Source organism: Nocardioides nematodiphilus (assembly GCF_020216525.1).
Lineage (GTDB): Bacteria > Actinomycetota > Actinomycetes > Propionibacteriales > Nocardioidaceae > Nocardioides > Nocardioides nematodiphilus.
Window position 1 is genome coordinate 421812 of record NZ_JAIWOY010000001.1, and the last position, 22790, is coordinate 444601.

18 protein-coding genes and 1 tRNA gene are annotated in these 22790 nt (G+C 72.0%); 6 read left to right on the top strand and 13 right to left on the bottom strand.

Features of this window, described 5'->3' with window-relative positions; all coding sequences use genetic code 11:
• Positions 1–93: 93 nt before the first annotated feature.
• The 5 genes from hutI to hutH are packed head-to-tail and all read right to left on the bottom strand — an operon-like array spanning position 94 to position 7058.
• Entirely contained in the window at positions 94–1266 is a 1173-nt protein-coding gene (hutI, locus tag KSO98_RS02085) for an imidazolonepropionase (RefSeq protein ID WP_225283157.1), read from the bottom strand.
• Entirely contained in the window at positions 1263–2585 is a 1323-nt protein-coding gene (locus KSO98_RS02090; protein WP_225283159.1) for a formimidoylglutamate deiminase, read from the bottom strand. The genes hutI and KSO98_RS02090 overlap by 4 nt, the downstream gene beginning before the upstream one ends.
• Positions 2582–3808: an allantoate amidohydrolase gene (locus KSO98_RS02095; protein WP_225283161.1), complete on the bottom strand. Its 1227-nt coding sequence runs from the start codon at positions 3806–3808 to the stop codon at positions 2582–2584. The genes KSO98_RS02090 and KSO98_RS02095 overlap by 4 nt, the downstream gene beginning before the upstream one ends.
• 5 nt (positions 3809–3813) lie before the next feature.
• Positions 3814–5505 (bottom strand): urocanate hydratase, encoded by a 1692-nt coding sequence (hutU, locus tag KSO98_RS02100; protein WP_225283163.1) that lies wholly within the window; start codon positions 5503–5505, stop codon positions 3814–3816.
• Positions 5502–7058: a histidine ammonia-lyase gene (hutH, locus tag KSO98_RS02105; protein WP_225283164.1), complete on the bottom strand. Its 1557-nt coding sequence runs from the start codon at positions 7056–7058 to the stop codon at positions 5502–5504. Before hutH ends, hutU begins: the two co-directional genes overlap by 4 nt.
• Before the next feature lie 126 nt (positions 7059–7184).
• On the opposite strand from hutH, the gene KSO98_RS02110 reads away from it, so the two are divergent.
• From KSO98_RS02110 to KSO98_RS02120, 3 genes are all read left to right on the top strand, one after another.
• Positions 7185–7934 (top strand): IclR family transcriptional regulator, encoded by a 750-nt coding sequence (locus KSO98_RS02110; protein ID WP_225283165.1) that lies wholly within the window; start codon positions 7185–7187, stop codon positions 7932–7934.
• Between the two features lie 149 nt (positions 7935–8083).
• Positions 8084–9502 carry a purine-cytosine permease family protein gene (locus KSO98_RS02115; protein ID WP_225283166.1) on the top strand — a complete coding sequence of 473 codons (1419 nt, stop codon included), beginning with the start codon at positions 8084–8086 and terminating at the stop codon, positions 9500–9502.
• Between the two features lie 80 nt (positions 9503–9582).
• Positions 9583–10101, top strand: coding sequence for a HutD/Ves family protein (locus KSO98_RS02120; RefSeq protein WP_225283167.1), 519 nt, complete (start codon positions 9583–9585; stop codon positions 10099–10101).
• Between the two features lie 136 nt (positions 10102–10237).
• Here KSO98_RS02120 and KSO98_RS02125 read toward each other — a convergent pair.
• The 6 genes from KSO98_RS02125 to topA form a co-directional block, all read right to left on the bottom strand.
• Positions 10238–10313 (bottom strand) — tRNA-Thr (locus KSO98_RS02125).
• Positions 10314–10388: 75 nt separating this feature from the next.
• Positions 10389–11945 carry an alpha/beta hydrolase gene (locus tag KSO98_RS02130; protein ID WP_225283168.1) on the bottom strand — a complete coding sequence of 519 codons (1557 nt, stop codon included), beginning with the start codon at positions 11943–11945 and terminating at the stop codon, positions 10389–10391.
• Complete coding sequence (locus KSO98_RS02135) at positions 11942–13072, bottom strand: DNA polymerase III subunit delta' (RefSeq protein WP_225283169.1); 1131 nt, start codon at positions 13070–13072, stop codon at positions 11942–11944. The genes KSO98_RS02130 and KSO98_RS02135 overlap by 4 nt, the downstream gene beginning before the upstream one ends.
• Positions 13069–13728, bottom strand: a complete 660-nt coding sequence (gene tmk / locus KSO98_RS02140; protein ID WP_225283170.1) for a dTMP kinase — start codon at positions 13726–13728, stop codon at positions 13069–13071. Before tmk ends, KSO98_RS02135 begins: the two co-directional genes overlap by 4 nt.
• A 10-nt stretch (positions 13729–13738) precedes the next feature.
• A complete protein-coding gene (locus KSO98_RS02145; RefSeq protein WP_225283171.1) occupies positions 13739–14578 on the bottom strand; it encodes an alpha/beta hydrolase family protein in 840 nt (279 codons plus the stop codon).
• On the bottom strand, positions 14575–17274 hold the full coding sequence (topA, locus tag KSO98_RS02150) for a type I DNA topoisomerase (protein WP_225283173.1): 2700 nt from the start codon (positions 17272–17274) through the stop codon (positions 14575–14577). The genes KSO98_RS02145 and topA overlap by 4 nt, the downstream gene beginning before the upstream one ends.
• 109 nt (positions 17275–17383) lie before the next feature.
• Here topA and KSO98_RS02155 point away from each other — a divergent pair, with 109 nt between their 5' ends.
• Positions 17384–18046, top strand: a complete 663-nt coding sequence (locus KSO98_RS02155) for a hypothetical protein (protein WP_225283174.1) — start codon at positions 17384–17386, stop codon at positions 18044–18046.
• A 12-nt stretch (positions 18047–18058) separates the two neighbouring features.
• On the opposite strand, the gene KSO98_RS02160 is transcribed toward KSO98_RS02155, so the two are convergent.
• A complete protein-coding gene (locus tag KSO98_RS02160; RefSeq protein WP_225283176.1) occupies positions 18059–19549 on the bottom strand; it encodes a DUF7059 domain-containing protein in 1491 nt (496 codons plus the stop codon).
• A gap of 116 nt (positions 19550–19665) precedes the next feature.
• Positions 19666–20004 (bottom strand): anti-sigma factor antagonist, encoded by a 339-nt coding sequence (locus KSO98_RS02165; RefSeq protein WP_225283177.1) that lies wholly within the window; start codon positions 20002–20004, stop codon positions 19666–19668.
• A 179-nt stretch (positions 20005–20183) separates the two neighbouring features.
• On the opposite strand from KSO98_RS02165, the gene sftH reads away from it, so the two are divergent.
• Entirely contained in the window at positions 20184–22478 is a 2295-nt protein-coding gene (gene sftH / locus KSO98_RS02170) for a DEAD/DEAH box helicase (RefSeq protein WP_225283424.1), read from the top strand.
• Between the two features lie 9 nt (positions 22479–22487).
• Positions 22488–22784 (top strand): hypothetical protein, encoded by a 297-nt coding sequence (locus KSO98_RS02175; protein ID WP_225283179.1) that lies wholly within the window; start codon positions 22488–22490, stop codon positions 22782–22784.
• Positions 22785–22790 lie beyond the last annotated feature (6 nt).

A 22790-nucleotide genomic window follows, 5' to 3' on the forward strand; every position in this document is an offset into this window, starting at 1 on the left:
TTCCTTGTTCTCCTGGTCGGCGACGCCGTTGTCGCTTCGTCGTGGCGGGGTGGTGCGGTGGAGCGGGTGCGGTGGCACGGGTGGTGGAGCGGGTCAGCGGGCCGGAGCCTGGCCCTGCCCGGCGACCCAGACGGCGGCCACCAGCGGTACGCCGGGGCGGTAGGCCAGGTGCACGTGGGTGGGCGCGTCGAGGAGGACCACGTCGCCGCGACGGCCCGGGATCAGGGCGCCGACGTCGTCGCGGTCGAGCGCCGCCGCGCCGCCGGCGGTGGCGGCGTACACGGCCTCGGCAGGGCTCATTCCCATCTCGCGTACGGCCAGGGCGATGCACAGGGGCAGCGAGCTGGTGTAGCAGGACCCGGGGTTGCAATCGCTGGCGAGGGCGACCTTCACGCCCGCGTCCAGGAGGCGGCGCGCGTCCGGGTAGGGCTGGCGCGTGGAGAACTCCACGCCCGGCAGCAGTGTCGCCACGGTGCCTGCCTCCCGCAGCGCGTGCACGTCGGCGTCGCCGAGGTGGGTGCAGTGGTCGACCGCGACCAGGCCGAGCTCGGCGGCGAGCTGCACACCGGGGCCGGGGCCGAGCTGGTTGGCGTGCAGGCGCCCGGCGAGACCCGCCGCGGCACCGGCCTCGAGCACGGCACGCGCCTGGTCGGCGTCGAAGGCACCGCGCTCGCAGAACGCGTCGATCCACCGCGCGTGCGGGGCGGCCGCCGCCAACATCGGTCCCGTGACGAGCTCGACGTAGCCGGCCGGGTCGTCGGCGTACTCGGGCGGGACGACGTGCGCGCCCAGGAAGGTCGTGTCGTCGGTGAAGCGCCGCGCGATCCGCAGCGAGCGGGCCTCGTCCTCCACCGAGAGGCCGTAGCCGGACTTGATCTCGACACTGGTGGTGCCCTGCCGTCGCATCTCCTCGACGTGCCGCGCCACACCGGCACCGAGCTCCTCGTCGCTGGCGGCGCGGGTGGCGGCGACCGTGGTGCGGATGCCGCCCGCGGAGTACGGCTCCCCCGTCATGCGGGCCTGGAACTCGCGGGCCCGGTCGCCGGCGAAGACGAGGTGGCTGTGGCTGTCGACGAACCCGGGCAGCACCGCGCGTCCCTCGGCATCGACGACCTGGTCGGCGGCGGGCGCCTGCTCCGCGGAGCCGACCCAGGCGATCTCGCCGTGGTCGATCACGAGGGCCGCGCCGGTGCGGATGCCGAGCAGGTCCTCGGCCGACGGGTCGTTGGTGACGAGCTCGCCGATGTTGGTGATGAGGAGGCTCACGCCCAGATCCTTCCGATCTTCTCGCTCAGGCTCCGCCCGACGCTGCGGTGGTCACCGTCGAAGACGACGCGGCCGTCCACGACCACGCGCGTCACGTCGGCGGCACCTGCGGCGAACACGGCGGTGTGCTCGTCGGCCCCGGTGCCGGCGGTGCGGGTGGAGGCGAGGTCGATCGTGACCAGGTCGGCACGCCGTCCCACCGCGATCTCCCCCGCATCGGCGAACCCCAGGCTGCGGTGTCCGTCCACCGATGCCGCGGTGAGCAGCTCGGCGGCGCTCCAGTGGCCGCGAGCCTGGGTCGCGAGACGTTCGTCCAGCTCCAGCGCCCGCATCTCCTCGAACGCATCGATGACGGCATGGCTGTCGGACCCGAGCGTCACGACGGCTCCGGACTCCTCGAGGCGGCGACTCGGCCCGATCCCGTCGCCGAGATCGCGCTCAGTGGTCGGGCAGAACGACGCGAACGTGCGGGCCTCGCCCAGCAGACGGATGTCCTCGTCGGTCAGATGGGTGGCGTGCACCGCGCTGGTCATCGGCCCCAGCACGCCATGCTCGGCGAGCAGGCCGGCGGGGGTCAGGCCGTACGCCGCCAGGCAGTCCTCGTTCTCCTTGACCTGCTCGGAGAGGTGGACGTGCACCGGCAGGCCGGCGTCCACGGACGGCGTGAACGCCTTCAGCGCCGCCGCGGGGACGGCCCGCACCGAGTGCGCGGCCACCCCGATCCGCGCCCGGTCGCCCGCACCGTCGGGGATGCGCAGCGCGGCCACCCGGTCCTGCCACGCCTCCGCGCTGCCGTCGTCGAAGCGACGCTGCACGCCCTCGGGAGCCGCACCGAACCCGCTCGAGAGGTAGAGGGTGTCGAGCAGGGTGATCCGGATGCCGGCGTCCTGCGCGGCCGCCAGCAGCGCCGAGCCCATCGCGTTGGGGTCGGCGTACGGCGTCCCGTCGGGCTGGTGGTGCAGGTAGTGGAACTCGCCCACTGCGGTGTAGCCGGCGGCGAGCATCTCGACGTAGACCGCGCGGGCGAGCTGGTAGTAGGAGTCCGGGTCGAGGCGGCCGGCCACGGCGTACATCTGCTCGCGCCAGGTCCAGAACGTGCCACGGTCGGACTGCGTCCTGCCGCGCAGCGCGCGGTGGAAGGCGTGACTGTGGGTGTTCGCGAAGCCGGGCAGCGTCAATCCCCCGACCCGGTCGGCGCCGTCCGCGGCGTCAGCGGCGTCCGGCGTCACCCGGGTGAAGCGGCCGTGCTCGATCTCGACCAGGACGGCGTCGCGCACCCGGCCCTCGATCCAGGCGTGCTGCAACAGGTGGACGCTCACGCCACCAACCCGGTGAGCGCGTCCGCCAGCGCCTCGACCCCGGCGAGGCAGTCGGCGGTCCCGGCGGTCTCCGCGGGCGAGTGCGAGACGCCGCTCGGGTTGCGGACGAAGAGCATCGCCGAGCGGATGCCGGCGTCCTGGAGGATGCCCGCATCGTGCCCGGCCTGCGTCGGCAGCACCGGGACACCGCCGAGCGCTGCGACGACCTCGTCGCGCAGCGCGCCGTCGAAGGCGACCTCACCGCTCACCGACTCGGCGCTGACCGAGAGGCGCGTCCCGTCATGCCCGGCGCGGTCGCCGGCCTGCCGCTCGATCGCACCGACCAGCTCCGCGAGCGCGGCGTCGGACTCGGCACGGGCGTCCAGCCAGGCCGTGACGTGCGACGGTACGGCGTTGGTGCCGTTCGGCCGTACGTCGATCCGCCCGAAGGTGGCGCGCTGACCGGTGCGCCGGGCCTCGTCGTTGGACGCCAGGACCGTCATCGCGTAGGTCAGCATCGGATCGGCCCGGTCCTCCATCCGGGTGGTCCCGGCGTGGTCCGCGCGACCGGCGATGTCGAAGCGCCAGCGGCCGTGCGGCCAGATCGCGCTCCCGACGCCCACCGCCGCGTCGCGATCGACCAGGGCGCGGCCCTGCTCGACGTGGAGCTCGACGTAGGTGTCCACGTCGGCCAGCAGGGTGGAGGTGCCGCCTTCGACGACGTCACCCAGCCGGGTCCCGTCGCGGTCGGTGAGCTCGCGGGCGTCGGCCCACGAGGTGGCTCCGACCGCGAGTCGGGACCCGAGGCAGGCCCGGCCGAAGCGCGATCCCTCCTCCTCGACGAACGCGGCGATGCCGAGCGGGCGGGCAGGGGCCACGCCGCGCTCGCGCATCAGGTCGAGCGCTGCGAAGGACGACACCACGCCGAGCGGGCCGTCGAAGGCGCCGCCGTCGAGGACGGAGTCGAAGTGCGAGCCGGTCAGGACCCGGCCTCGGGACCCGGTGCCGGTGCCGGTGCCGACCGCGGTGTCGACCCCGGTGGCGGGATGCCACCACGCCACCAGGTTGCCGAACGGGTCGTCCTCGACCTCGAGCCCCCGGGCGGACGCAGCCTCGCGGAACCACGCCCGCAGCTCCAGCTCCGCGGAGAGCCACGGCTGGCGGAAGTAACCACCCGAGGACGCGGAGCGACCGATCGGCGCGAGGTCGCGCCAGCTCTGCTCGAAGTCGGCCAGGTCCGTCACCGCGCTCAGCCCTCCTGCATCGGGATGCGGACGCCGCGCTCGGTCGCGACCTCGGCGGCCCGCTCGTAGCCCGCGTCGACGTGCCGGATGACGCCCATGCCCGGGTCGTTGGTCAGCACGCGCTCGATCTTCTGCGCGGCCAGGTCCGTGCCGTCCGCGACGCAGACCTGGCCGGCGTGGATGGAGCGGCCCATGCCGACGCCTCCGCCGTGGTGGATCGAGACCCAGGTCGCGCCCGAGGCGGTGTTCACCAGGGCGTTCAGCAGCGCCCAGTCGGCGATCGCGTCCGAGCCGTCCAGCATCGCCTCGGTCTCACGGTAGGGCGAGGCGACCGAGCCGCAGTCGAGGTGATCGCGACCGATCACGATCGGCGCCTTCAGCTCGCCGTTGCGCACCATCTCGTTGAACTTCAGCCCCGCGAGGTGACGCTCGCCGTACCCGAGCCAGCAGATCCGCGCCGGGAGGCCCTGGTAGTGCACCCGCTCCTGCGCCATCCCGATCCACTTGTGCAGCCGGGCGTTGTCGGGGAACAGCTCGAGGATCGCCTCGTCGGTCTTGCGGATGTCCTCCGGGTCGCCGGACAGCGCCGCCCAGCGGAACGGGCCCTTCCCCTCGCAGAAGAGCGGGCGGATGTACGCCGGCACGAAGCCCGGGAACTCGAAGGCCCGGTCGTAGCCGCCCTTGCGCGCCTCGTCGCGGATCGAGTTGCCGTAGTCGAACACCTCGGCACCGGCGTCCTGGAACTCGACCATCGCGCGCACGTGCACCGCCATCGAGGCCTGGGCCTCCTTGGTGAAGCCCTCCGCGTCGCGCGCCGCCCGCTCGTGCCACTCCTCGAACGGCACCCCGGCCGGGAGGTAGGACAGCGGGTCGTGGGCCGAGGTCTGGTCGGTGACGATGTCGATCGGCGCCTTGCGCTCCAGGAGCGCCGGGAAGACCTCGGCGGCGTTGCCGAGCAGGCCGATCGACAGTCCGCGCCGGGCGTCGCGCGCCTCGACGGCCAGCTCGAGGGCGTGCTCGATCGAGTCGGCCTGCACGTCGAGGTAGCGGTGCTCGAGGCGGCGCTTGATGCGGGACTCGTCGACGTCGACGCAGATCGCGACGCCGTCGTTCATGGTGACCGCGAGCGGCTGGGCGCCGCCCATGCCGCCGAGGCCGGCGGTCAGGGTGATGGTGCCGGCCAACGTCCCGCCGAACCGCTTGTCGGCGACCGCGGCGAAGGTCTCGAAGGTGCCCTGCAGGATGCCCTGGGTGCCGATGTAGATCCAGGAGCCCGCGGTCATCTGGCCGTACATGGTCAGGCCGAGCTCCTCGAGGCGGCGGAACTCCTCCCAGTTGGCCCAGTCGCCGACCAGGTTGGAGTTCGCGATCAGCACCCGGGGCGCCCACTCGTGGGTGCGCATGACGCCGACCGGCTTGCCGCTCTGGACCAGCATCGTCTCGTCCGGCTCGAGGTCGCGCAGGGTGCGCACCAGCGCGTCGTACGCCTCCCACGAGCGCGCCGCGCGGCCGGTGCCGCCGTAGACGACGAGGTCCTCGGGACGCTCGGCGTTCTCCGGATCGAGGTTGTTCATCAGCATCCGCAGCGGCGCCTCGGTCTGCCACGACTTCGCGGTCAGGTCGGTCCCGGTGGCGGCGTGGATGGGCAGGCGCGGGTTGTCGTGGCCCGCGTTCGCGCCGGCGGTGGTGGTCGTCATGCGAGTTCTCCGATCACGTCGGCGACGGCCGCGGTGACGCGGCGGTCGACGACAAGCTGGTGGGCGATGTCGATGTCGGGGGCGAGGAAGCGGTCCGTGCCGGGTCCCTCGACGCCGGCGTCGCGCAGCAGGCGTACGACGGCGGCGGTGGCGGGGCTGGGCGTGAGCGGAGCCCGCAGGTCGAGGGCTCGCGCGGCGGTCATCAGCTCGATGCCGAGCACCCGGGTCAGGCCGTCGATCGAGCGACGCAGCTTGCGGGCGGCCGACCAGCCCATCGAGACGTGGTCCTCCTGCATCGCCGAGGACGGGATCGAGTCGACGCTGGCCGGGTTGGCCAGGCGCTTGAGCTCGGAGACGATCGCGGCCTGGGTGTACTGCGCGATCATGAGGCCCGAGTCCACGCCGGGATCGTCGGCGAGGAACGGCGGCAGGCCGTGGTTGCGCGCGGCGTCGAGGAAGCGGTCGGTACGACGCTCGGCGATCGAGGCGACATCCGCGGCCACGATGGCGAGGAAGTCCAGCACGTACGCGACGGGGGCGCCGTGGAAGTTGCCGTTGGACTCGACCCGGCCGCTCCCGTCGGCGGCGGTGAGCACCACCGGGTTGTCGATCGCCGAGGCCAGCTCCCGGCCCGCGACGGTGGCGGCGTGGGCGACGGTGTCGCGGGCGGCGCCGTGCACCTGCGGGGAGCAGCGCAGCGAGTAGGCGTCCTGCACGCGGTGACAGTCGGGCCCGCGGTGCGAGGCGACGACGCCGGAGTCGCGCAGCAGCGACGTGAGGTTCGCGGCCGAGAGCGCCTGACCCGGGTGCGGCCGGATGGCCTGCAGCTCGGCGGCGAAGACGCGATCGGTGCCGAGCTGACCCTCCACCGACATCGCAGCGGTGATGTCGGCGACCTTGAGCAGCTCGGTCAGGTCGTCGATGGCCAGGGCCAGCATGCCGAGCATGCCGTCGGTGCCGTTGATCAGCGCCAGGCCCTCCTTCTCGGCCAGCTCGACGGGCGCCAGGCCGGCGGCCGCGAGCGCCTGGGCCGCCGGCATCGGGGCGCCCTCGGCATCGAGGACCTCGCCCTCGCCCATCAGCGCCAGCGCACAGTGCGCGAGCGGTGCGAGGTCTCCGGAGCAGCCGAGCGAGCCGTACTCGCGCACCACCGGGGTGATGCCGGCCGAGAGCATCGCGGCCATCAGCTGGGCGGTCTCGCGGCGGACGCCGGTGCGACCCGTGGCCAGCGTGGAGAGGCGCAGCAGCATGAGCGCCCGGACGACCTCGCGCTCCACGGAGGGCCCGGAGCCGGCGGCGTGCGAGCGAACCAGCGAGCGCTGCAGCTGGGCGCGCAGGTCACCGGGGATGTGCCGGGTGGCCAGAGCTCCGAAGCCCGTGGAGACGCCGTACACCGGCGTGGCCGACGCGGCGAGCGCGTCGACGACCTTGCGGGCCTCGTCGATGGCGGCGAGCGCCTCGCCACTCAGCTCCACCGCTGCGCCCCTTCGGGCGACAGCGACGACCTCGTCGATCGAGAGCGGTCCGACGCCGACCGTGATGTGTTGAACCATGGGTCTATTGGAGCCCTCCGCGCCCCGTCGGCACCAGCGTCACAGCCCGGCTCTTGTCTCAGATACGAGACCTTCAGGCGTCTTGGATCCGAGACTCTGCCGCGGCCCGCATGAGAGGTTGGAGGCATGAGCCAGGTCCCCGCCGCGACGCGCGCCCTCCGGGTGCTGCGCTTCCTCGCCACCCAGGCCGACCCGGTCCCTCTGGAGACGCTCATGCGCGCGTGCGACCTGCCCCGCAGCACCGCCTACCACCTCGTGAACGCGATGATCGAGGAGGGCTTCGTGGTCCACCTCGCCGACGAGCGCCGGTACGGACTGGGCGTGGCCGCGTTCGAGGCCGGTAGCGGCTACACCCGGCAGGCACCGCTGCAGCGGCTCGCCCGGCGCCCGCTCGCGCAGCTCGTCGACCAGGTCGGGCAGAGCGCGCACCTGGCCGTCCTGCACGGTCGCGACGTCCTCTACGTCGTCGAGGAACGAGCCCCGGGGCGGCCCCCGCTCGTGACCGATGTGGGCGTACGGCTGCCCGCACACCTGACGGCGAGCGGTCGCTCCGTGCTCGCCCACCTGCCGGCCGCCCAGGTGACGGCCCTCTACCCGGACCGCGCGGCCTTCACCGACCGGACCGGCGTCGGGCCGGGCTCGCCGGCGGCGTTGCGGACGCTGCTGGGACAGACGCGCCGGCGTGGGTATGCCCTCGAGGACGGCGAGGTGACCGAGGGCCTGGCGAGCGTGGCCACGGCGGTCCTCGACCACAACGGGCACCCGGTGGCCGGGCTCGCGGTCACCTTCCCGCGGGACGGAGCCGATCCCGATGCCCTGGCCCACGCGTTGACCCGCACGGCGGCGACGCTGTCGCGACGCCTGAGCGGCCGCTGACCCGGAGACGGCGGCGGCAACTGTCTCGGATCCGAGACAATATGTGATCTGCGCCACTCCTCACGGCGCAGGGATTCGACTGGACTACCTCCGCGGAAGCTTCATTCATCAGGTCCGAGCGGAGGTCAGGCTCGGGATCGGAGGACACCTTGCCCAGCACCATCACCGTCGAGCGGCGCTCGATCGACGTCATCCCGGCGTCCGAGCGACACGGCTCGCCCAGCAATCAGCTCACCTTGTGGCTGGGTGCCAACCTGCAGATCACGGCCGTCGTCGACGGCGCGCTCGCCGTCGTGTTCGGAGCCGACGCGCTCTGGGCCATCATCGGCGTCCTGGTCGGCAACCTCATCGGCGGCGTCGTGATGGCGCTGCACTCCGCGCAGGGCCCGCGCCTGGGCCTGCCCCAGATGATCTCGAGCCGGGCCCAGTTCGGGGTGTACGGCGCCGTCATCCCCCTGCTCCTCGTGATCGTCATGTACCTGGGCTTCACAGCCACCGGGACGGTGCTGGCCGGTCAGGCGATCAACGCCTTCCTGCACGTGGACACGGCGGCGGTCGGCATCGTGCTCTTCATCGCCGTCGTGGCCGTCATCTCCATCGTGGGCCACAACCTGATCCACCGGGTGGGCCGGATCGCCTCGATCCTCGGCGTGATCGGCTTCGCCTACCTCGCCGTCCGCCTCTTCACCCAGCACGACGTGTCCGCCTCCTTCGGCACGCACTACGGGACCGTTCCGTTCCTGCTCGCCGTCTCGCTGGGCGCCGGATGGCAGCTCACCTTCGGCCCCTACGTGGCCGACTACTCGCGCTACCTGCCCGAGGACACCCCCGAGCGCAGCGTCTTCTGGGCGACCCTCGCCGGCACCGTGATCGGGTCCCAGGTGTCGATGACGCTGGGTGTGCTGGTGGCCGCGGTCGCGGGCGACGCCTTCCTGGGCAGCCAGGTCGAGTGGCTGGGCGGACTCGCCGGACCGGCCGCGGTCGCGGCCGTCATCTACCTGGTGATCGCCGCTGGCAAGCTCACCGTCACCTGCCTCAACGCCTACGGCAGCTTCATGTGCGCCAGCACCATCGTCACCGGCTTCACCGGCGCCCAGCGGGTCGGTCGTCGCACGCGCGTCGTCTTCATCCTCGCCATGCTGCTGGTCTCGATGCTCATCGCGCTGTGGGCCAGCGCCGACTTCCTCAGCAACTTCAAGAACTTCGTGCTGCTGCTGCTGATGGTCTTCACCCCGTGGAGCGCCATCAACCTCACCGACTACTACCTGGTCGCCAAGGAGCGGGTGGACCTGCCGGCGCTGTACGACCCCGACGGCCGCTACGGGCGCTGGAACGCCGCAGCCATCACCACCTACGCCGTGGGCATCGCGGTGCAGGTGCCGTTCCTCGCGCAGACGATGTACACCGGGCCCCTCACCGACAAGCTCGGCGGCGCCGACATCTCCTGGATCATCGGGCTCATCCTGCCGGCCGTCATGTACTACCTGTGGGCGTCGCGCAGCAACGTCGCGCCGAGCGAGATCATCCGGATGCCCGCCGCCGAGACCCCGATGCCCGTCGGCCGGTGAGCAGCACGCCGGGCCGGCGCGAGGACGGGATCGGCCCCGGCGTCACGCATCGGCAGGCTTCGAGAGGCAGGGTTTCGACGATGGACGCGCGCCCCGTACGGGTCGAGGAGGCTGATCACACTCTTCGTCCCGATCGGGTGCGCCCCGAGCTCTGGCGAAACGGCCTCGGGGCCACCCGGGAGCTCGCCTCCGGCGCGGACGCCGCCGGGAGGATCGTGTGGCGGATCAGCGTCGCCTCCTTGGACGGCCCCGCCCCGTTCTCCGCCTTTCCCGGGATCGATCGGCTGTTCGTGGCGCTCGGGCCGGTCCGCTTGATAGTCGACGGCGAGAGTCGTTCGTTGGCGCCCGGCGAGGAGTGGCGCTTCGCTGGCGAGGCACACGTCGAGTGCTCCGTCGACTCGCCCACCCAGGCCCTGAACGTCATGACGCAGCGCGGCGCGGCCCGAGCCGGCGTCGTCATCCGCCGCCGTGATCGGCGTGGGACCTCAGCCGACTTCACCGTCGACCTGGGAGACGTCGCGGCAGACATACGGATCGACGTGGCGAGCGGGAGCGGCTGGCATCCCGCCACCACGCGAGGCGTGGACGCGTCGCAGTAGTCACCTGGTGGCCGCGTGCCCGCCGGACGCCGGCGCTCATCCGGCACGACCAGCGGACTGCCGAGCGCATCAGCGCTCACCGATGAACGGCGAAGGGCCTCTCCCCTGGATGTCTTCCCAGGTGAGAGGCCCTTGGTGGAGCCGCCTATCAGAATCGAACTGATGACCTGCTCATTACGAGTGAGCTGCTCTACCGACTGAGCTAAGGCGGCGTGTCACGTGACGGATCAAGCGACGCGCAGAGTCTAGCCATCGCCGGGCCGAGCCGCGAAACCGGCGCGACCTGATCAGCAGGAGAGGCCGTTCTGAGGGACCGTGCCCTCGAGCAGATAGCCCTCGACCGCGTCGTCGACGCAGTGGTTGCCGGCGTGATCGCCGGTGTGGCCGTCACCGTCACGGGTGACGAGCACACCGGAGGAGAGCAGGGTGGCGAGGTGCTGGGCCCAGGCCAGCGGGGTGGCCGGGTCGCGGGTGGTGCCGATGACGACGATCGGGTTCGCGCCGGGGGCGCCGTACGGCGGGGTCGGCTCGTCGGCGTGGACCTTGAAGTAGGCGCAGCCGGTCAGCCCCCACGCGAAGACGTCGCCGAAGGTGGGCGAGGCCTTCTCGAACTGCGGCAGCACGCCGGCGACCTGGTCGGGGCGGATGGCCGACGGGTCGTCGAGGCAGCTGATCGCGATCAGTGCCTCCATCGAGTTGTCGGAGAAGCCCGTGGCGGTGCGGCTGGTGTAGAAGTCCGCGAGCTGCAGCAGGATCGACCCGTCGCCCGCGAACGCGGCCTTGAGCGCCTGGCTGAGCACGATCCACGACTCGCGGCTGTAGAGCGGCGTGAGGATGCCGTAGAACGCCGATCCCGCCGTGAGCTCACGCCCGCCGATGCCGGGCAGCGGGTGCGCGCTGATCTGGTCGTACAGCGCCTTGATCCGCGCGAGGCCCGCATCCACGCTGTCGCCGAGGAAGCACCGCTGCGTCGTCTCGACGCAGTTGCTCACGTAGGCACGTAGCGCGGTCTCGAACCCGGCCGCCTGCGCAAGGCTGGTCTGCTTGTTGTCGAGCGTCGGGTCGACTGCGCCGTCGAGGACGAACCGCCCGACCCGGGTCGGGAAGAGGTCCGCGTACGTGCTGCCGAGCTTGGTGCCGTAGGAGGCGCCGAAGTAGGTCAGCTGCTTCTCGCCGAGCGCGGCGCGCAGGACGTCCATGTCGCGGACCGCATCGACCGTCGCGATGTGGGCGCCGATCGGGGAGGCCGCGCAGCCCGCGGCCATGATCCGGTTCCACTTGGCGTAGGTGGCGATCTGCGCGGGCGTGGTGGGCGCTGGGTTCTGGGCGATCGACTCGTCGAGTTGCGCGTCGGGGATGCAGTCGATCGGGTCGCTCTGGCCGACGCCGCGCGGATCGAAGCCGACGATGTCGTAGCGCTCGCGGACCGGCGCTCCGAAGGCGTCCTTCGCACTCGCGGCGTAGTCGAGCCCGGAGCCGCCGGGCCCGCCGGGGTTGACCACCAGGGAGCCGAGCTTGTGCTCCTGGTCGGTGGCCGCGACGCGGAGCAGGGCGAGCTTGATGGTGTCGCTGCCGGGGTGGGCGTAGTCGAGCGGCACCGTCAGGGACGCGCACTCGGCGCCCTTGCGGCACGGCGCCCAGGTGAGCCTCTGGTGGTAGTAGGCCGCGAGGTCGGGCGCCGGCGGCTCCTGGGAGCCGGGCTCGGGGGCCGCCGAGACGACGCCGGGCTCGGGCGCCTGGCCCTGGTGGTCCTCGACGACCTGGATGACCAGGCCGACGGCGCCACCGAGGACGAGGGTGGCCACGGCGATGATCGCGACGATCCTCTGCCACTGCCCGCTCATGACTTGAGGGCGACCATCATCGACTCGAGCGCGAGCGCGGGCGGGACGTTGAACTCCATCAGCTGCTCGCGGGCCTCGAAGATCCAGCCGATCCGGCGCAGGTTGAGCTCGGGGGTGGAGCTGCGAGCGAGGTCGGCGATCGCGGGCCTGATCTCCTCGTTGACGAGCTGCTCGGGCGCGCCGGAGGCGAGCGCGATCGCGTCGCGATAGACGCTGACCAGGTCCATCAGGCCGCGGTCGATGACGTCGCGCTGGCGCCGCGTGGCGCGGCGCTTCTGGTCCTTCTCCAGGGCGGACAGCGCCGGGGCGTACTCGCGCGGGCGGCGGCCCCGCTCCACCACGCCGTACGCGGTGTCGAGATCGGCCTTCTCCTGTGCGTCGAGCTCGATGGTGACGGCGTCGGCCTCCGCCTTGCTCACCTCGGTGAGGTGGGCGGCGGCGCGCATGCACGCCCCGAGCGAGTCGAGCCCGCCGGCGATCGAGACGATCTCGCTGCGCCGCTTGCGGGTGGCCTCGTCGCGGGCGAGCGCCTTGGCCCGGCCGATGTGGCCCTGGCTGGCTCGGGCGGCGTACGAGGCGAGCGCGGGGTCGACGCCGTGGCGCTCGACCAGGAAGGCGGCGACATCGGCGGTGGTCGGCGTGGACAGCGTGACCAGACGGCAGCGGCTGCGGATGGTGGGCAGCACGTCCTCGACGCTGGGGGCGCAGAGCATCCAGACCGTGCGCGCGCCAGGCTCCTCGATCGCCTTGAGCAGGGCGTTGTTGGCCTGCTCGGTGAGCCGGTCGGCGTCCTCGACGACGAGGATCTGCCAGCGGTCACCGACCGGCGAGAGCGCGGAGGTACGGACCAGGTCGCGGACGTCGTCGACCCCGAGGGTGAGCTTCTCGGTGCGGACGAGCTTCACATCCGCGTGACTGCTGGCCAGGACGGTGTGGCACTCGTGGCACGTCCCGCAACCGCCCTGCGGGCACTGGAGGGCGGCGGCGAAGGCGATCGCGGCATTGGAGCGGCCCGAGCCGGGCGGGCCGACGAAGAGCCACGACTGGGTCATGCCCTTGCCCGCGGCCGCCGAGCGCAGGGTGTCGATGACGTGGCGCTGCCCGACCAGTGAGTCCCAGACGGTCACGGGCGCACCTTCCGGGCGGCCAGGGCGAGCAGCGGCTCGAGGCGCGTACGGATGGCGTCGTGGATCTCCGCGATCGGGGCGCGGGCGTCGAGGACCAGGTAGTGCTCCGGGTCGTGCTTCGCCATCGCGACGAACGCCTCGCGTACGCGCTGGTGGAACGCGAGGGACTCCCCCTCGATCCGGTCGCGGCCCTCGAACCGGCCCAGACCGGCGGCGGGCTCGAGGTCCAGGACGACGGTCAGGTGGGGGCGCAGGTCGCCGGTGGCCCAGCGGGCCACCTGCTCGACCTCGTCGACGGCCAGGGAGCGGCCGGCGCCCTGGTAGGCCAACGTCGAGTCGACGTAGCGGTCGGTGATGACGACCTCACCGCGCGCCAGCGCGGGCAGCACGAGGGTCTCGACGTGCTCGGCCTTGTCGGCGGCGTAGAGCAGGGCCTCGGTCTTGTCCGCCAGCGCACCCGTCTCGGGCGAGAGGACGATGCGGCGCAGCTCCTTGCCGACCGGGGTGTCGCCGGGCTCGAAGGTGAGCACGACGCCGTACCCGGCCTCGCTCAGCGCCTCGCGCAGCAGCCGCGACTGGGTCGACTTGCCGGAGCCCTCGCCGCCCTCGAGACAGACGAAGACCCCACGCTCGGCGTAGACCCCAGGAGAGCTCATGCGGGCAACCCTACGGGGCGACTCGGACAGTCTTGAGCCAGTCCGTGATCAGCGGCACGACCGGGTCGGTCTGCTTGGCCCACTTGAAGTGATCGATGCCGGGCTCCTCGACGTGCACGCGCGTCACGGTGGCGGCGGCGAGCTTGTCCACCAGGCCGTCGACCGAGGAGATCGGCGCCAGCCAGTCGTCCTCGATCGAGATCGCGAGGACCGGGATCTCGAGGTCGGCCAGGCCGGCGTCGCCGCCCGCGAAGCGGCCCGTACGGGCGAGGTGGCCCCAGTCGCGCATCAGCCCACGCGCCTCGCGACCGGCGAAGTTGAGCCGCTCGCCGGGGAAGTGGCCGACGATGCGGGCGACCAGCGGGAACCCGTACGCGGCGACGAGCAGCTTGCGGCTGAAGTCGCGCCAGTGCGGCGTGCCGGATCCGACGAAGATCAGGCCGGCGAGCGCGTCCGGGCGCCGCGCGGCGTACAGCGAGGCGATCTGACCGCCGAGGCTGTGGCCGAGCACCACCACGCGCGCGCCCGGCAGCTCGGCCCGGACCGCGTCGACGGCCAGGCCGAGGTCGGCGACCAGGTCCGCGTACCCGAACGTGTAGGCGCGGGACGGGAGGCGGCCACCCGTCGCCTCATGGCCGCGCTGCTCGGAGACCGCCGCGTGCACGCCGGCGGCGGCGAGCGCCTCCAGGAGCGGCGGGTAGTAGCGCGCCTTCATGCCCATCGCAGGCTGGACGAGGACCACCGGAGCCGTCGGGCCGGCGTCGACCGCCCGGACGATGGTCACGGTGAAGGACGTGCCCTCCTCGCGCTCGAGGACGATCTCGGTGTGACGCAGGGGTGCAGCGGTCATGCCTTCTTCGCAGCAGCCTTCTTCGTGGTGGTCTTCTTGGCCGTCGACTTCTTCGCTGCCGTCTTGGTGGTCTTCTTGGCAGCCTTCTTGGCCGTCTTCTTCGCCGGGCCCTTGGCGCGCTTCTCGGCGAGCAGCTCGGCGGCGCGCTCGATCGTCATCGTCTCGATGGCGTCGTCCTTGCGCAGGGTCGCGTTGTACTCACCGTCGGTGACGTACGCGCCGAAGCGACCGTCCTTGATCACGACCGGCTGGCCGGAGACCGGGTCCGGGCCGAGCTCCTTGAGCGGCGCGGCGGCCGCTGCGCGACCCCGCTGCTTGGGCTGGGCGTAGATCGCCTGGGCCTCCTCGAGGGTGACCGTGAGGAGCTGCTCCTCGGAGGTCAGCGAGCGCGAGTCGGTGCCCTTCTTGAGGTACGGGCCGTAGCGGCCGTTCTGGGCGGTGATCTCCTCGCCGTCCTCGCCGACGCCGACGACGCGCGGCAGGCTCAGGAGCTTGATCGCGTCGTCGAGGGTGATCGTGTCGAGGGTCATCGACTTGAAGAGCGATCCCGTACGGGCCTTGGCCTTCTTCGGGGCGTCCTCGGGCAGCAGCTCGGTGACGTACGGGCCGTACCGGCCGCTCTTGGCGACGACCTCGAGACCGCTCTCGGGGTGCTTGCCGAGGTGGATCTCCTCGCCGGCGGGGTTGGCGAAGAGCTCCTTGGCCTTCTCCAAAGTCAGCTCGTCGGGCGGCAGGTCGTCGGGCACGTTGGCCCGTACGGTCGCGCCGTCCTCGCCGTCGGGTCCGGGGCCCTCGATGTAGGGGCCGTAGCGCCCGACGCGCAGCGCGATGCCGCTGTCGGGGCCGCCGATCGGGAAGGTCGCCAGCTCCCGGGCGTCGATCTCGCCGAGCTCGTCGACGAGCTTCTTGAGGCCGTCGATCTTGTCGGAGCCGTAGTAGAACTCGTGCAGCTCGGAGACCCGGTCCTTCTGGCCGTTGGCGATCTCGTCGAGGACGGACTCGAGCAGCGCGGTGAAGTCGTAGTCGATCAGCCGCTCGAAGTGCTCCTTGAGCAGGCGCACCACGGAGAAGGCGATCCAGGCCGGCACCAGGGCCGTGCCCTTCTTGTAGACGTAGCCGCGGTTGAGGATCGTGCCGATGATCGAGGCGTACGTGGAGGGGCGGCCGATCTCGCGCTCCTCGAGCTCCTTGATCAAGGTGGCCTCGGTGTAGCGCGCCGGCGGGCGGGTCTCGTGACCCTCCGCGCTCAGGCTGGCGGCGCTGACCGCGTCGCCCTGCTGCAGGTTCGGCAGGCGGGTCTCGGCGTCGTCGCGCTCGGCGTCGGCGGCGTCGGTGCCCTCGACGTACGCCTTGAGGAAGCCGTGGAAGGTGATCGTGCGACCGCTGGTCGAGAAGACGACGTCCTCGCCGCTCGTCGCGGTGCCGCCGAGGCGGATGGTGACGGTGTTGCCGACGGCGTCCTTCATCTGGGAGGCGACGGTGCGCATCCAGATCAGCTCGTAGAGCCGGAACTGGTCGCCGGTCAGGCCGGTCTGCGCCGGCGTGCGGAAGCTGTCGCCGGCCGGTCGGATCGCCTCGTGGGCCTCCTGCGCGTTCTTCACCTTGGAGGCGTAGACGCGGGGGCTGTCGGGCAGGTACTCGGCGCCGTAGAGCTCGCGGACCTGGCTGCGCGCGGCGTCGATCGCGGCACCGGACAGCGTGGTGCTGTCGGTACGCATGTAGGTGATGTAGCCGTTCTCGTACAGGCGCTGGGCGACGCTCATCGTGACGCTGGCGCTCATGCCGAGCTTGCGGCTGGACTCCTGCTGCAGGGTGGTGGTGCGGAACGGGGCGTACGGGCTGCGGCGGTAGGGCTTGGACTCCACCGAGCGGATGTCATACGTGCTTTCGCTGAGCGCGGCGACGAGGGCCTCGGCGCGGGTGCGGTCGAGGTGGACGACATCACTCTTGGCCTTCAGGGCGCCGGTGTTGTCGAAGTCGGTGCCGCGCGCGATGCGGGCGCCGTCGATGCTGTGCAGCTTCGCCGGGAACATCCGCTGGTCCTGCTTGGCGCCGGCGTCGAAGGTGCCCTCGAGGTCCCAGTAGGTGGCCTGGCGGAAGGCCATCCGCTCGGTCTCGCGGTCGACGACGAGGCGGGTCGCGACGGACTGGACGCGGCCCGCGGAGAGGCCGGACATGACCTTCTTCCACAGCACCGGGGAGACCTCGTAGCCGTAGAGGCGGTCGAGGATGCGACGCGCCTCCTGGGCCTCGACGAGGTCCATGTCGAGCTCGCGCGGGTTGGCGGCGGCGGCGAGGATCGCCGGCTCGGTGATCTCGTGGAAGACCATCCGCTTGACCGGGATGCCCTTCTTCGGCTTGAGCTCGTCGAGCAGGTGCCAGGCGATCGCCTCCCCCTCGCGGTCCTCATCGGTGGCGAGGAAGAGCTCGTCGGCGTCCTTCAGGAGGCTCTTGAGCTTGGTCATGTGGGACTTCTTGTCCCGGGGCACGACGTAATAGGGCTCGAAGCCGTTCTCCACGTCGACCCCGAGGCGGCCCCAGGGCTTGTCCTTGATCGCGGCCGGGGTGTCGGCGGCACTCTGCGGCAGGTCGCGGATGTGGCCGATGGAAGCCTCGACGACGTACCCCTTGCCGAGGTAGTCGCCGATCTTGCGCGCTTTCGCCGGGGACTCGACGATCACCAGTTTGTGTGCCACGGAGCGAACGGTAGCGCGTGCATGCCAGATCAAAACTGTCGGAGGCGTCTGGCACGGTCGTCCTCGGACGGCGAGACCCATCCATCGAGCACCACCGGAGGTCTTGCAGATGCACTACTACGACTGCCCCTGCGACGAGTGTCGCCAGGCCAGCGACAGCGCGCTCCACGAGCGCCTGATCACGCTCATCGAACGTCTCGAGCAGGAGCTCGACCGACCCCCGGTCAAGGAGTACGAGCGCGCGCTGGGGTGGCTCGCCGGCGTCTGCGGGAGCTATGACGCGGTGATGGCTCTCGGCACGGGTCCACTGCGCGGAGAGGTGACCCTGCCCGCGGAGCCACGGGTGGGGGAGGTGGCCACGTTGCTGCGCACGCTCGCCGCCGACCTCTTCTGCCCGGAGATGGAGGTGGCGTTCCTGCGCGGCCTCGTCCTCGTCTGGACGCTCGATCCCGGGGCGGTGCTGTCGCCGGTGTCGGCGTCCTATGTCGCGGCCGGGGTGGCGTGGGCGATCGGCGAGGCCAACGGCGTGGTCGGGTCGACCGGGGTGACGTCACCCGCGATCAAGCGGGCGCTGGGCACGCCCGGTGGGGCCGCGATGTACGCCCGGCCGATCCGGCGCGCGCTGATCGGCCTGTGGGAGTGGGGCGATGGCGGAAGCAGGCTGGCCGTCTACGGCGACCCGAGCATCCTCACCTCATCCACCCGACGGGCGCTGATCCGGGTGCGCGATCGTGCGCTGGCCGCCCGGGAGCTGGACAGGGAGGCGGCGTGAGCGCCGTGGGCGTCAGTCCTTGGTCAGGAAGCCCTCGCGGACGAGCTCCTGGGCGACCGGGAGGTACGTCGCGCGGGTCTCCGCGGCGTCGGCCTCGAGGATCTCGGCGAGCGCGTCCAGGATCTGGCCGAGGGTGAGGTCGCCGTCGCAAGCGCCGACGAGGGCCGCCTCGACGGTGTCGGCCTGTCGGGCGCGGCGCAGGCCGCGCTGCTGGCGCAGAACGACGGCCGAGGGGTCCTCGGCGCCCGGAGCGCCAAGGGTCTCCTGCTGGATGTCGTTGGGCCGGACCAGCCGGTCACCGAGACCGACCTCGGCGTGGGCGACCTCGCCCCACGCACCGAGCGCCGGCGCGATGGGCTGCTCGACCTCGTAGGGCCACTCGAGGAAGTCGTGCCGAGCGGTGGAGGCGTTGGACTTGTGGAGGTTGATCCAGCCGAAGCCGACGCCCTCGATGCCCTGCCGCTCGAACCAGTCGAGCCAGGTCTCGTAGCGGTGTCGGTAGTCGTCGATGTGGGCGGCGCCAGTGGACGGATGATGGCCGGCGTCCTTGAGCCACAGCTCGACGTAGGAGGCCGGGTCGAGGATCTCGCGCTGGACGACGAACGCGTCGGCCTGTTCCTCGTTGCCTTCCATCCAGGCGGCCAGGCGCTCGTCCCACGGCATCTCCTTGGAGATGATCCAGTTCGCCAGGATCTGGCACCAGCCGCCGTCGGCGAGCAGGCTCGGCGCGGCACGGACGATGTCCTCGACGACCCGGTCGCCCGGGAGGCCGGAGTCGCGGTAGACCAGCCGCTCGCCGGTGGCCGGCGAGATCACGAACGGCGGGTTGGTCGCGATCAGGTCGAAGCGCTCGTCGGCGACCGGCTCGAAGAAGGAGCCGTCACGGACGTCGATCTTGTCAGCGACGCCGTTGAGAGCGGCGTTGAAGCGGGTGACCCACAGCGCGCGACGGTTGACGTCAGTGGCGACGACCTGGTCGCTGTGGGTGGCGAGGTGGAGTGCCTGGACGCCGCAGCCGGTGCCTAGGTCGAGGGAGCGGCCGACCTGGTTGCGCAGGGTGAGCTGAGCCAGCGACGTGGACGCCGAGCTGATGCCGAGGACGTGGTCGGACCCGACCCGCTGCGGCAGCCCGTCGAGACCAGGGGTGAGGTCGGAGACGACCCAGAGGTGCGTGTCGTCGGCGGCGTAGGGACGTACGTCGAGGCGCGCGGCGACCTCGCCGACCGACTGGGCCAGGATCCCCTCCACGGAGAGCTTGTCGACCAGGCCCGGCAGCGCCTCCTCGGCCTGCTCGTGGCTGACGGGAGTCTGCAGCAGGAAGAGCCGCACGAGCGTCTCCAGCGGGGAGCCGCCGCGGGTGCGGACCAGACCGGGCACGGTCTCGTTGCGCGCCAGCGCGGTGTGCGCCAGCGGGCCGAGCAGCTCGGCGACGCCGTCGTAGGTGAAGCCGGCGCGCTCGAGCGCCTCACGGAGGCGGAGGGGAAGGTCGGTCAGGTCGCTCACGCGACCGAGCCTAGGCGACCGCGTGAGCGGCCGCGCGCGCGAGGCACGGGCTCAGGCGCCGACCGCGAACACGGCGGTCAGCGCGCGGAGCGCGCTCAGCGGCGTGCGGGAGCAGATCAGCCGGCGGCGACGGCGGCGTCGGCGCTCTGGTGGATGTCGAAGACCTTGGCCAGGCCGGTGATCCGGAAGATCTTCAGCAGCCGGTCCTGGGTGCACACCAGGCGCAGCGAGCCGTCGTGGGCGCGCACCTTCTTCAGGCCGCCGACGATCACACCCAGACCGGTGGAGTCGAGGAACTCGACCGCCTCGAGGTCGATGACGATGTCGTAGACGCCCGCTCCGACGAGCTCGGTGATCTTGTCGCGCAGCTTCGGCGCGGTGTAAACGTCGATCTCACCACCGACGGCAACCACGGTCGTCTCGCCGACCTCGCGGGTCGCAAGCGTCAGATCCACGTGTGAGCACTCCCTCGATGAGTCGCCGGCTGCTGTTAGCCGCCCTTATGTAACCACGCAACGGTTGCCTGCGGGTAAAGGTACGAAATACTGCCCAGTAGTTGTGGAAAACTCGGCAACTGGGTCTCTTTTGGCACAATCTGGGAGTGCCGTCCCCTTCTGTCCTGCCCGCATCGCCGATGAGCGTGCTGCTGGAGAGGCTCGCCTCGGCGCCGGGACGCGACGGTCGGCTGACCCACGTCGAGACGCTCGCGCCGCGCGACGCGGTGAGCGCGGAATGGCCCTCCTGGGCGCCCGCCGAGGTGGTCTCCGCGTTCGCCGCGCAGGGCGTGACGGCACCGTGGCGGCACCAGGTGGTCGCGGCCGAGGCGGCGCATGCGGGCCAGCACGTGGTGCTGGCGACCGGTACCGCCTCGGGCAAGTCGCTCGGCTACCAGCTGCCCGGCCTGAGCGCGATCCTCGCCGGCCGGGGCGCACGCGGCGAGCGCGGCGCCTCGGTGCTCTACGTGGCGCCGACCAAGGCACTCGCGCAGGACCAGCTGAGCCGGATCCGCGGCCTGGGTCTGGACGTCCGCGCCACCACCCACGACGGCGACAGCAGCCGCGAGCAGCGCGACTGGACGCGGGAGTACGGCGAGTACGTGCTCACCAACCCGGACATGCTGCACCGATCGCTGCTGCCCGGGCACGACCGCTGGGCGTCGTTCTTCGGGTCGCTGCGCTACGTCGTGATCGACGAGTGCCACCACTACCGCGGCGTCTTCGGGGCGCACGTCGCACACGTCCTGCGCCGACTGCGCCGGGTGTGCGCCTCGTACGGGTCCTCGCCCACCTTCGTGCTGGCGTCGGCCACCGTCGCCGAGCCGGAGGTCGCCGGCGAGCGGCTGACCGGGCTTCCGGTGCTCCCGGTGACGGCCGACGGCTCCCCGCGCGGCACGGTGAGCCTGGCGCTGTGGCAGCCGCCCCTGACGACCTTCGCCGGCGAGAACGGCGCCCCCATCCGTCGTGCCGCCTCCTCCGAGGCCGCGGACCTGCTCGCCGATCTGGTCTCCAGCGACGTGCGCACTCTGGTCTTCGTCCGCTCGCGGGTCGGCGCGGAGCAGGTCGCGATGACCGCGGCGGGCCTGCTCGCCGAGGTCGATCCGTCCCTGCCGGGCCGGGTCGCGTCCTACCGCGGCGGCTACCTCCCCGAGGAGCGCCGCGAGATCGAGGAGCGACTGCGCCGCGGCGACCTGCTCGGCCTGGCCGCCACCAACGCGCTCGAGCTGGGCGTCGACGTCAGCGGGCTGGACGCGGTCGTGCTGGCGGGCTACCCGGGGCGGCGTGCCGCGCTGTGGCAGCAGATCGGCCGCGCCGGACGCGGCGCCGGTGACGCGCTCGGCGTGATGGTCGCCCGCGACGACCCCCTGGACACCTACCTCGTCACGCATCCGGACGCGTTGCTCGGCGCGCCGGTCGAGGCGACGGTCTTCGACCCGAGCAACCCGTACGTGCTCGCGCCGCAGCTGTGCGCTGCTGCCCAGGAGATCCCGCTGACCGAGGCCGATCTGCCGCTCTTCGGCCCGACGGCACCTGAGGTGGTCGCCTCTCTCGAGGCGAGTGGTCTGCTCCGCAAGCGACCCCGCGGCTGGTACTGGACCGATCGTCGCCGCGCCGCCGACCTGGCCGACATCCGCTCGGCCGGCGGCTCACCGGTGCAGCTGGTCGAGGCCGAGACCGGCCGGGTGGTGGGCACCGTCGACGGGGGCAGCGCCCACGGCTCCGCCCATCGCGGCGCGGTCTACCTGCACCGCGGGGAGACGTACCTCGTGCACGACCTCGACCTCGAGGAGCACGTCGCCGTCATCGGCCGGGCCGACCCCGGCTACACCACCTCGGCGCGCGAGATCACCGACATCAGCATCGTCGCCGAGCACCAGCAGCAGCGCTGGGGCGACTGCCGCCTCGCCTTCGGCGAGGTCGACGTCAGCCACCAGGTCGTCTCCTTCCTCAAGCGCCGCCAACCGGGCGGAGAGGTGATCGGCGAGGAGCCGCTCGACCTCCCCGAGCGGACGCTGCGGACCCGCGCGGTCTGGTGGACGGTCCCCGACGTCGTGCTCGAGGACGCCGGGCTGAGCGCGACCGACATCCCCGGGGCCGCGCACGCCGCCGAGCACTGCTCGATCGGACTGCTGCCGCTGATCGCGACCTGCGACCGCTGGGACATCGGCGGCGTCAGCACCGCACGCCACCCCGACACGGGCGTGCTCACCGTCTTCGTCTACGACGGCCATCCGGGGGGCGCGGGCTTCGCCGAGCGCGGCTTCGAGGCCGCCCGGGAGTGGCTCACCGCGACCCTGGAGACCATCGAGGCCTGCGAGTGCTTCGAGGGCTGTCCCTCCTGCATCCAGTCGCCCAAGTGCGGCAACCAGAACAACCCGCTCGACAAGCGCGGCGCGGCGCTTCTGCTGCGCATCCTGCTGGGATCGTCGTAGCCTCCAAGCATGGTGGCCCTGGGTCTGGTCCTCGTCGTCGTCGGTGTTCTCGTCCTGCTCGCGGGCATCTTCACGACCGGAGATGCGGGCGACGCGAGCATCCTCGGCATCCATCTGGGCTCGACCGCGGTCTTCCTGCTCGGGGTGTTCTCCGGGGTCGCGATCCTCTGGGGTCTCGGCATCCTCCGATTCGGGGGCAAGCGCCAGCTGAAGCAGCGCAAGGAGAAGCGCCACCTGCAGAGGATGGCCGCGAAGCTCGAGGAGATGGAGCGCGGCGAGCACAAGGACTCCGGCGAGCAGCTCTGAGGCGAC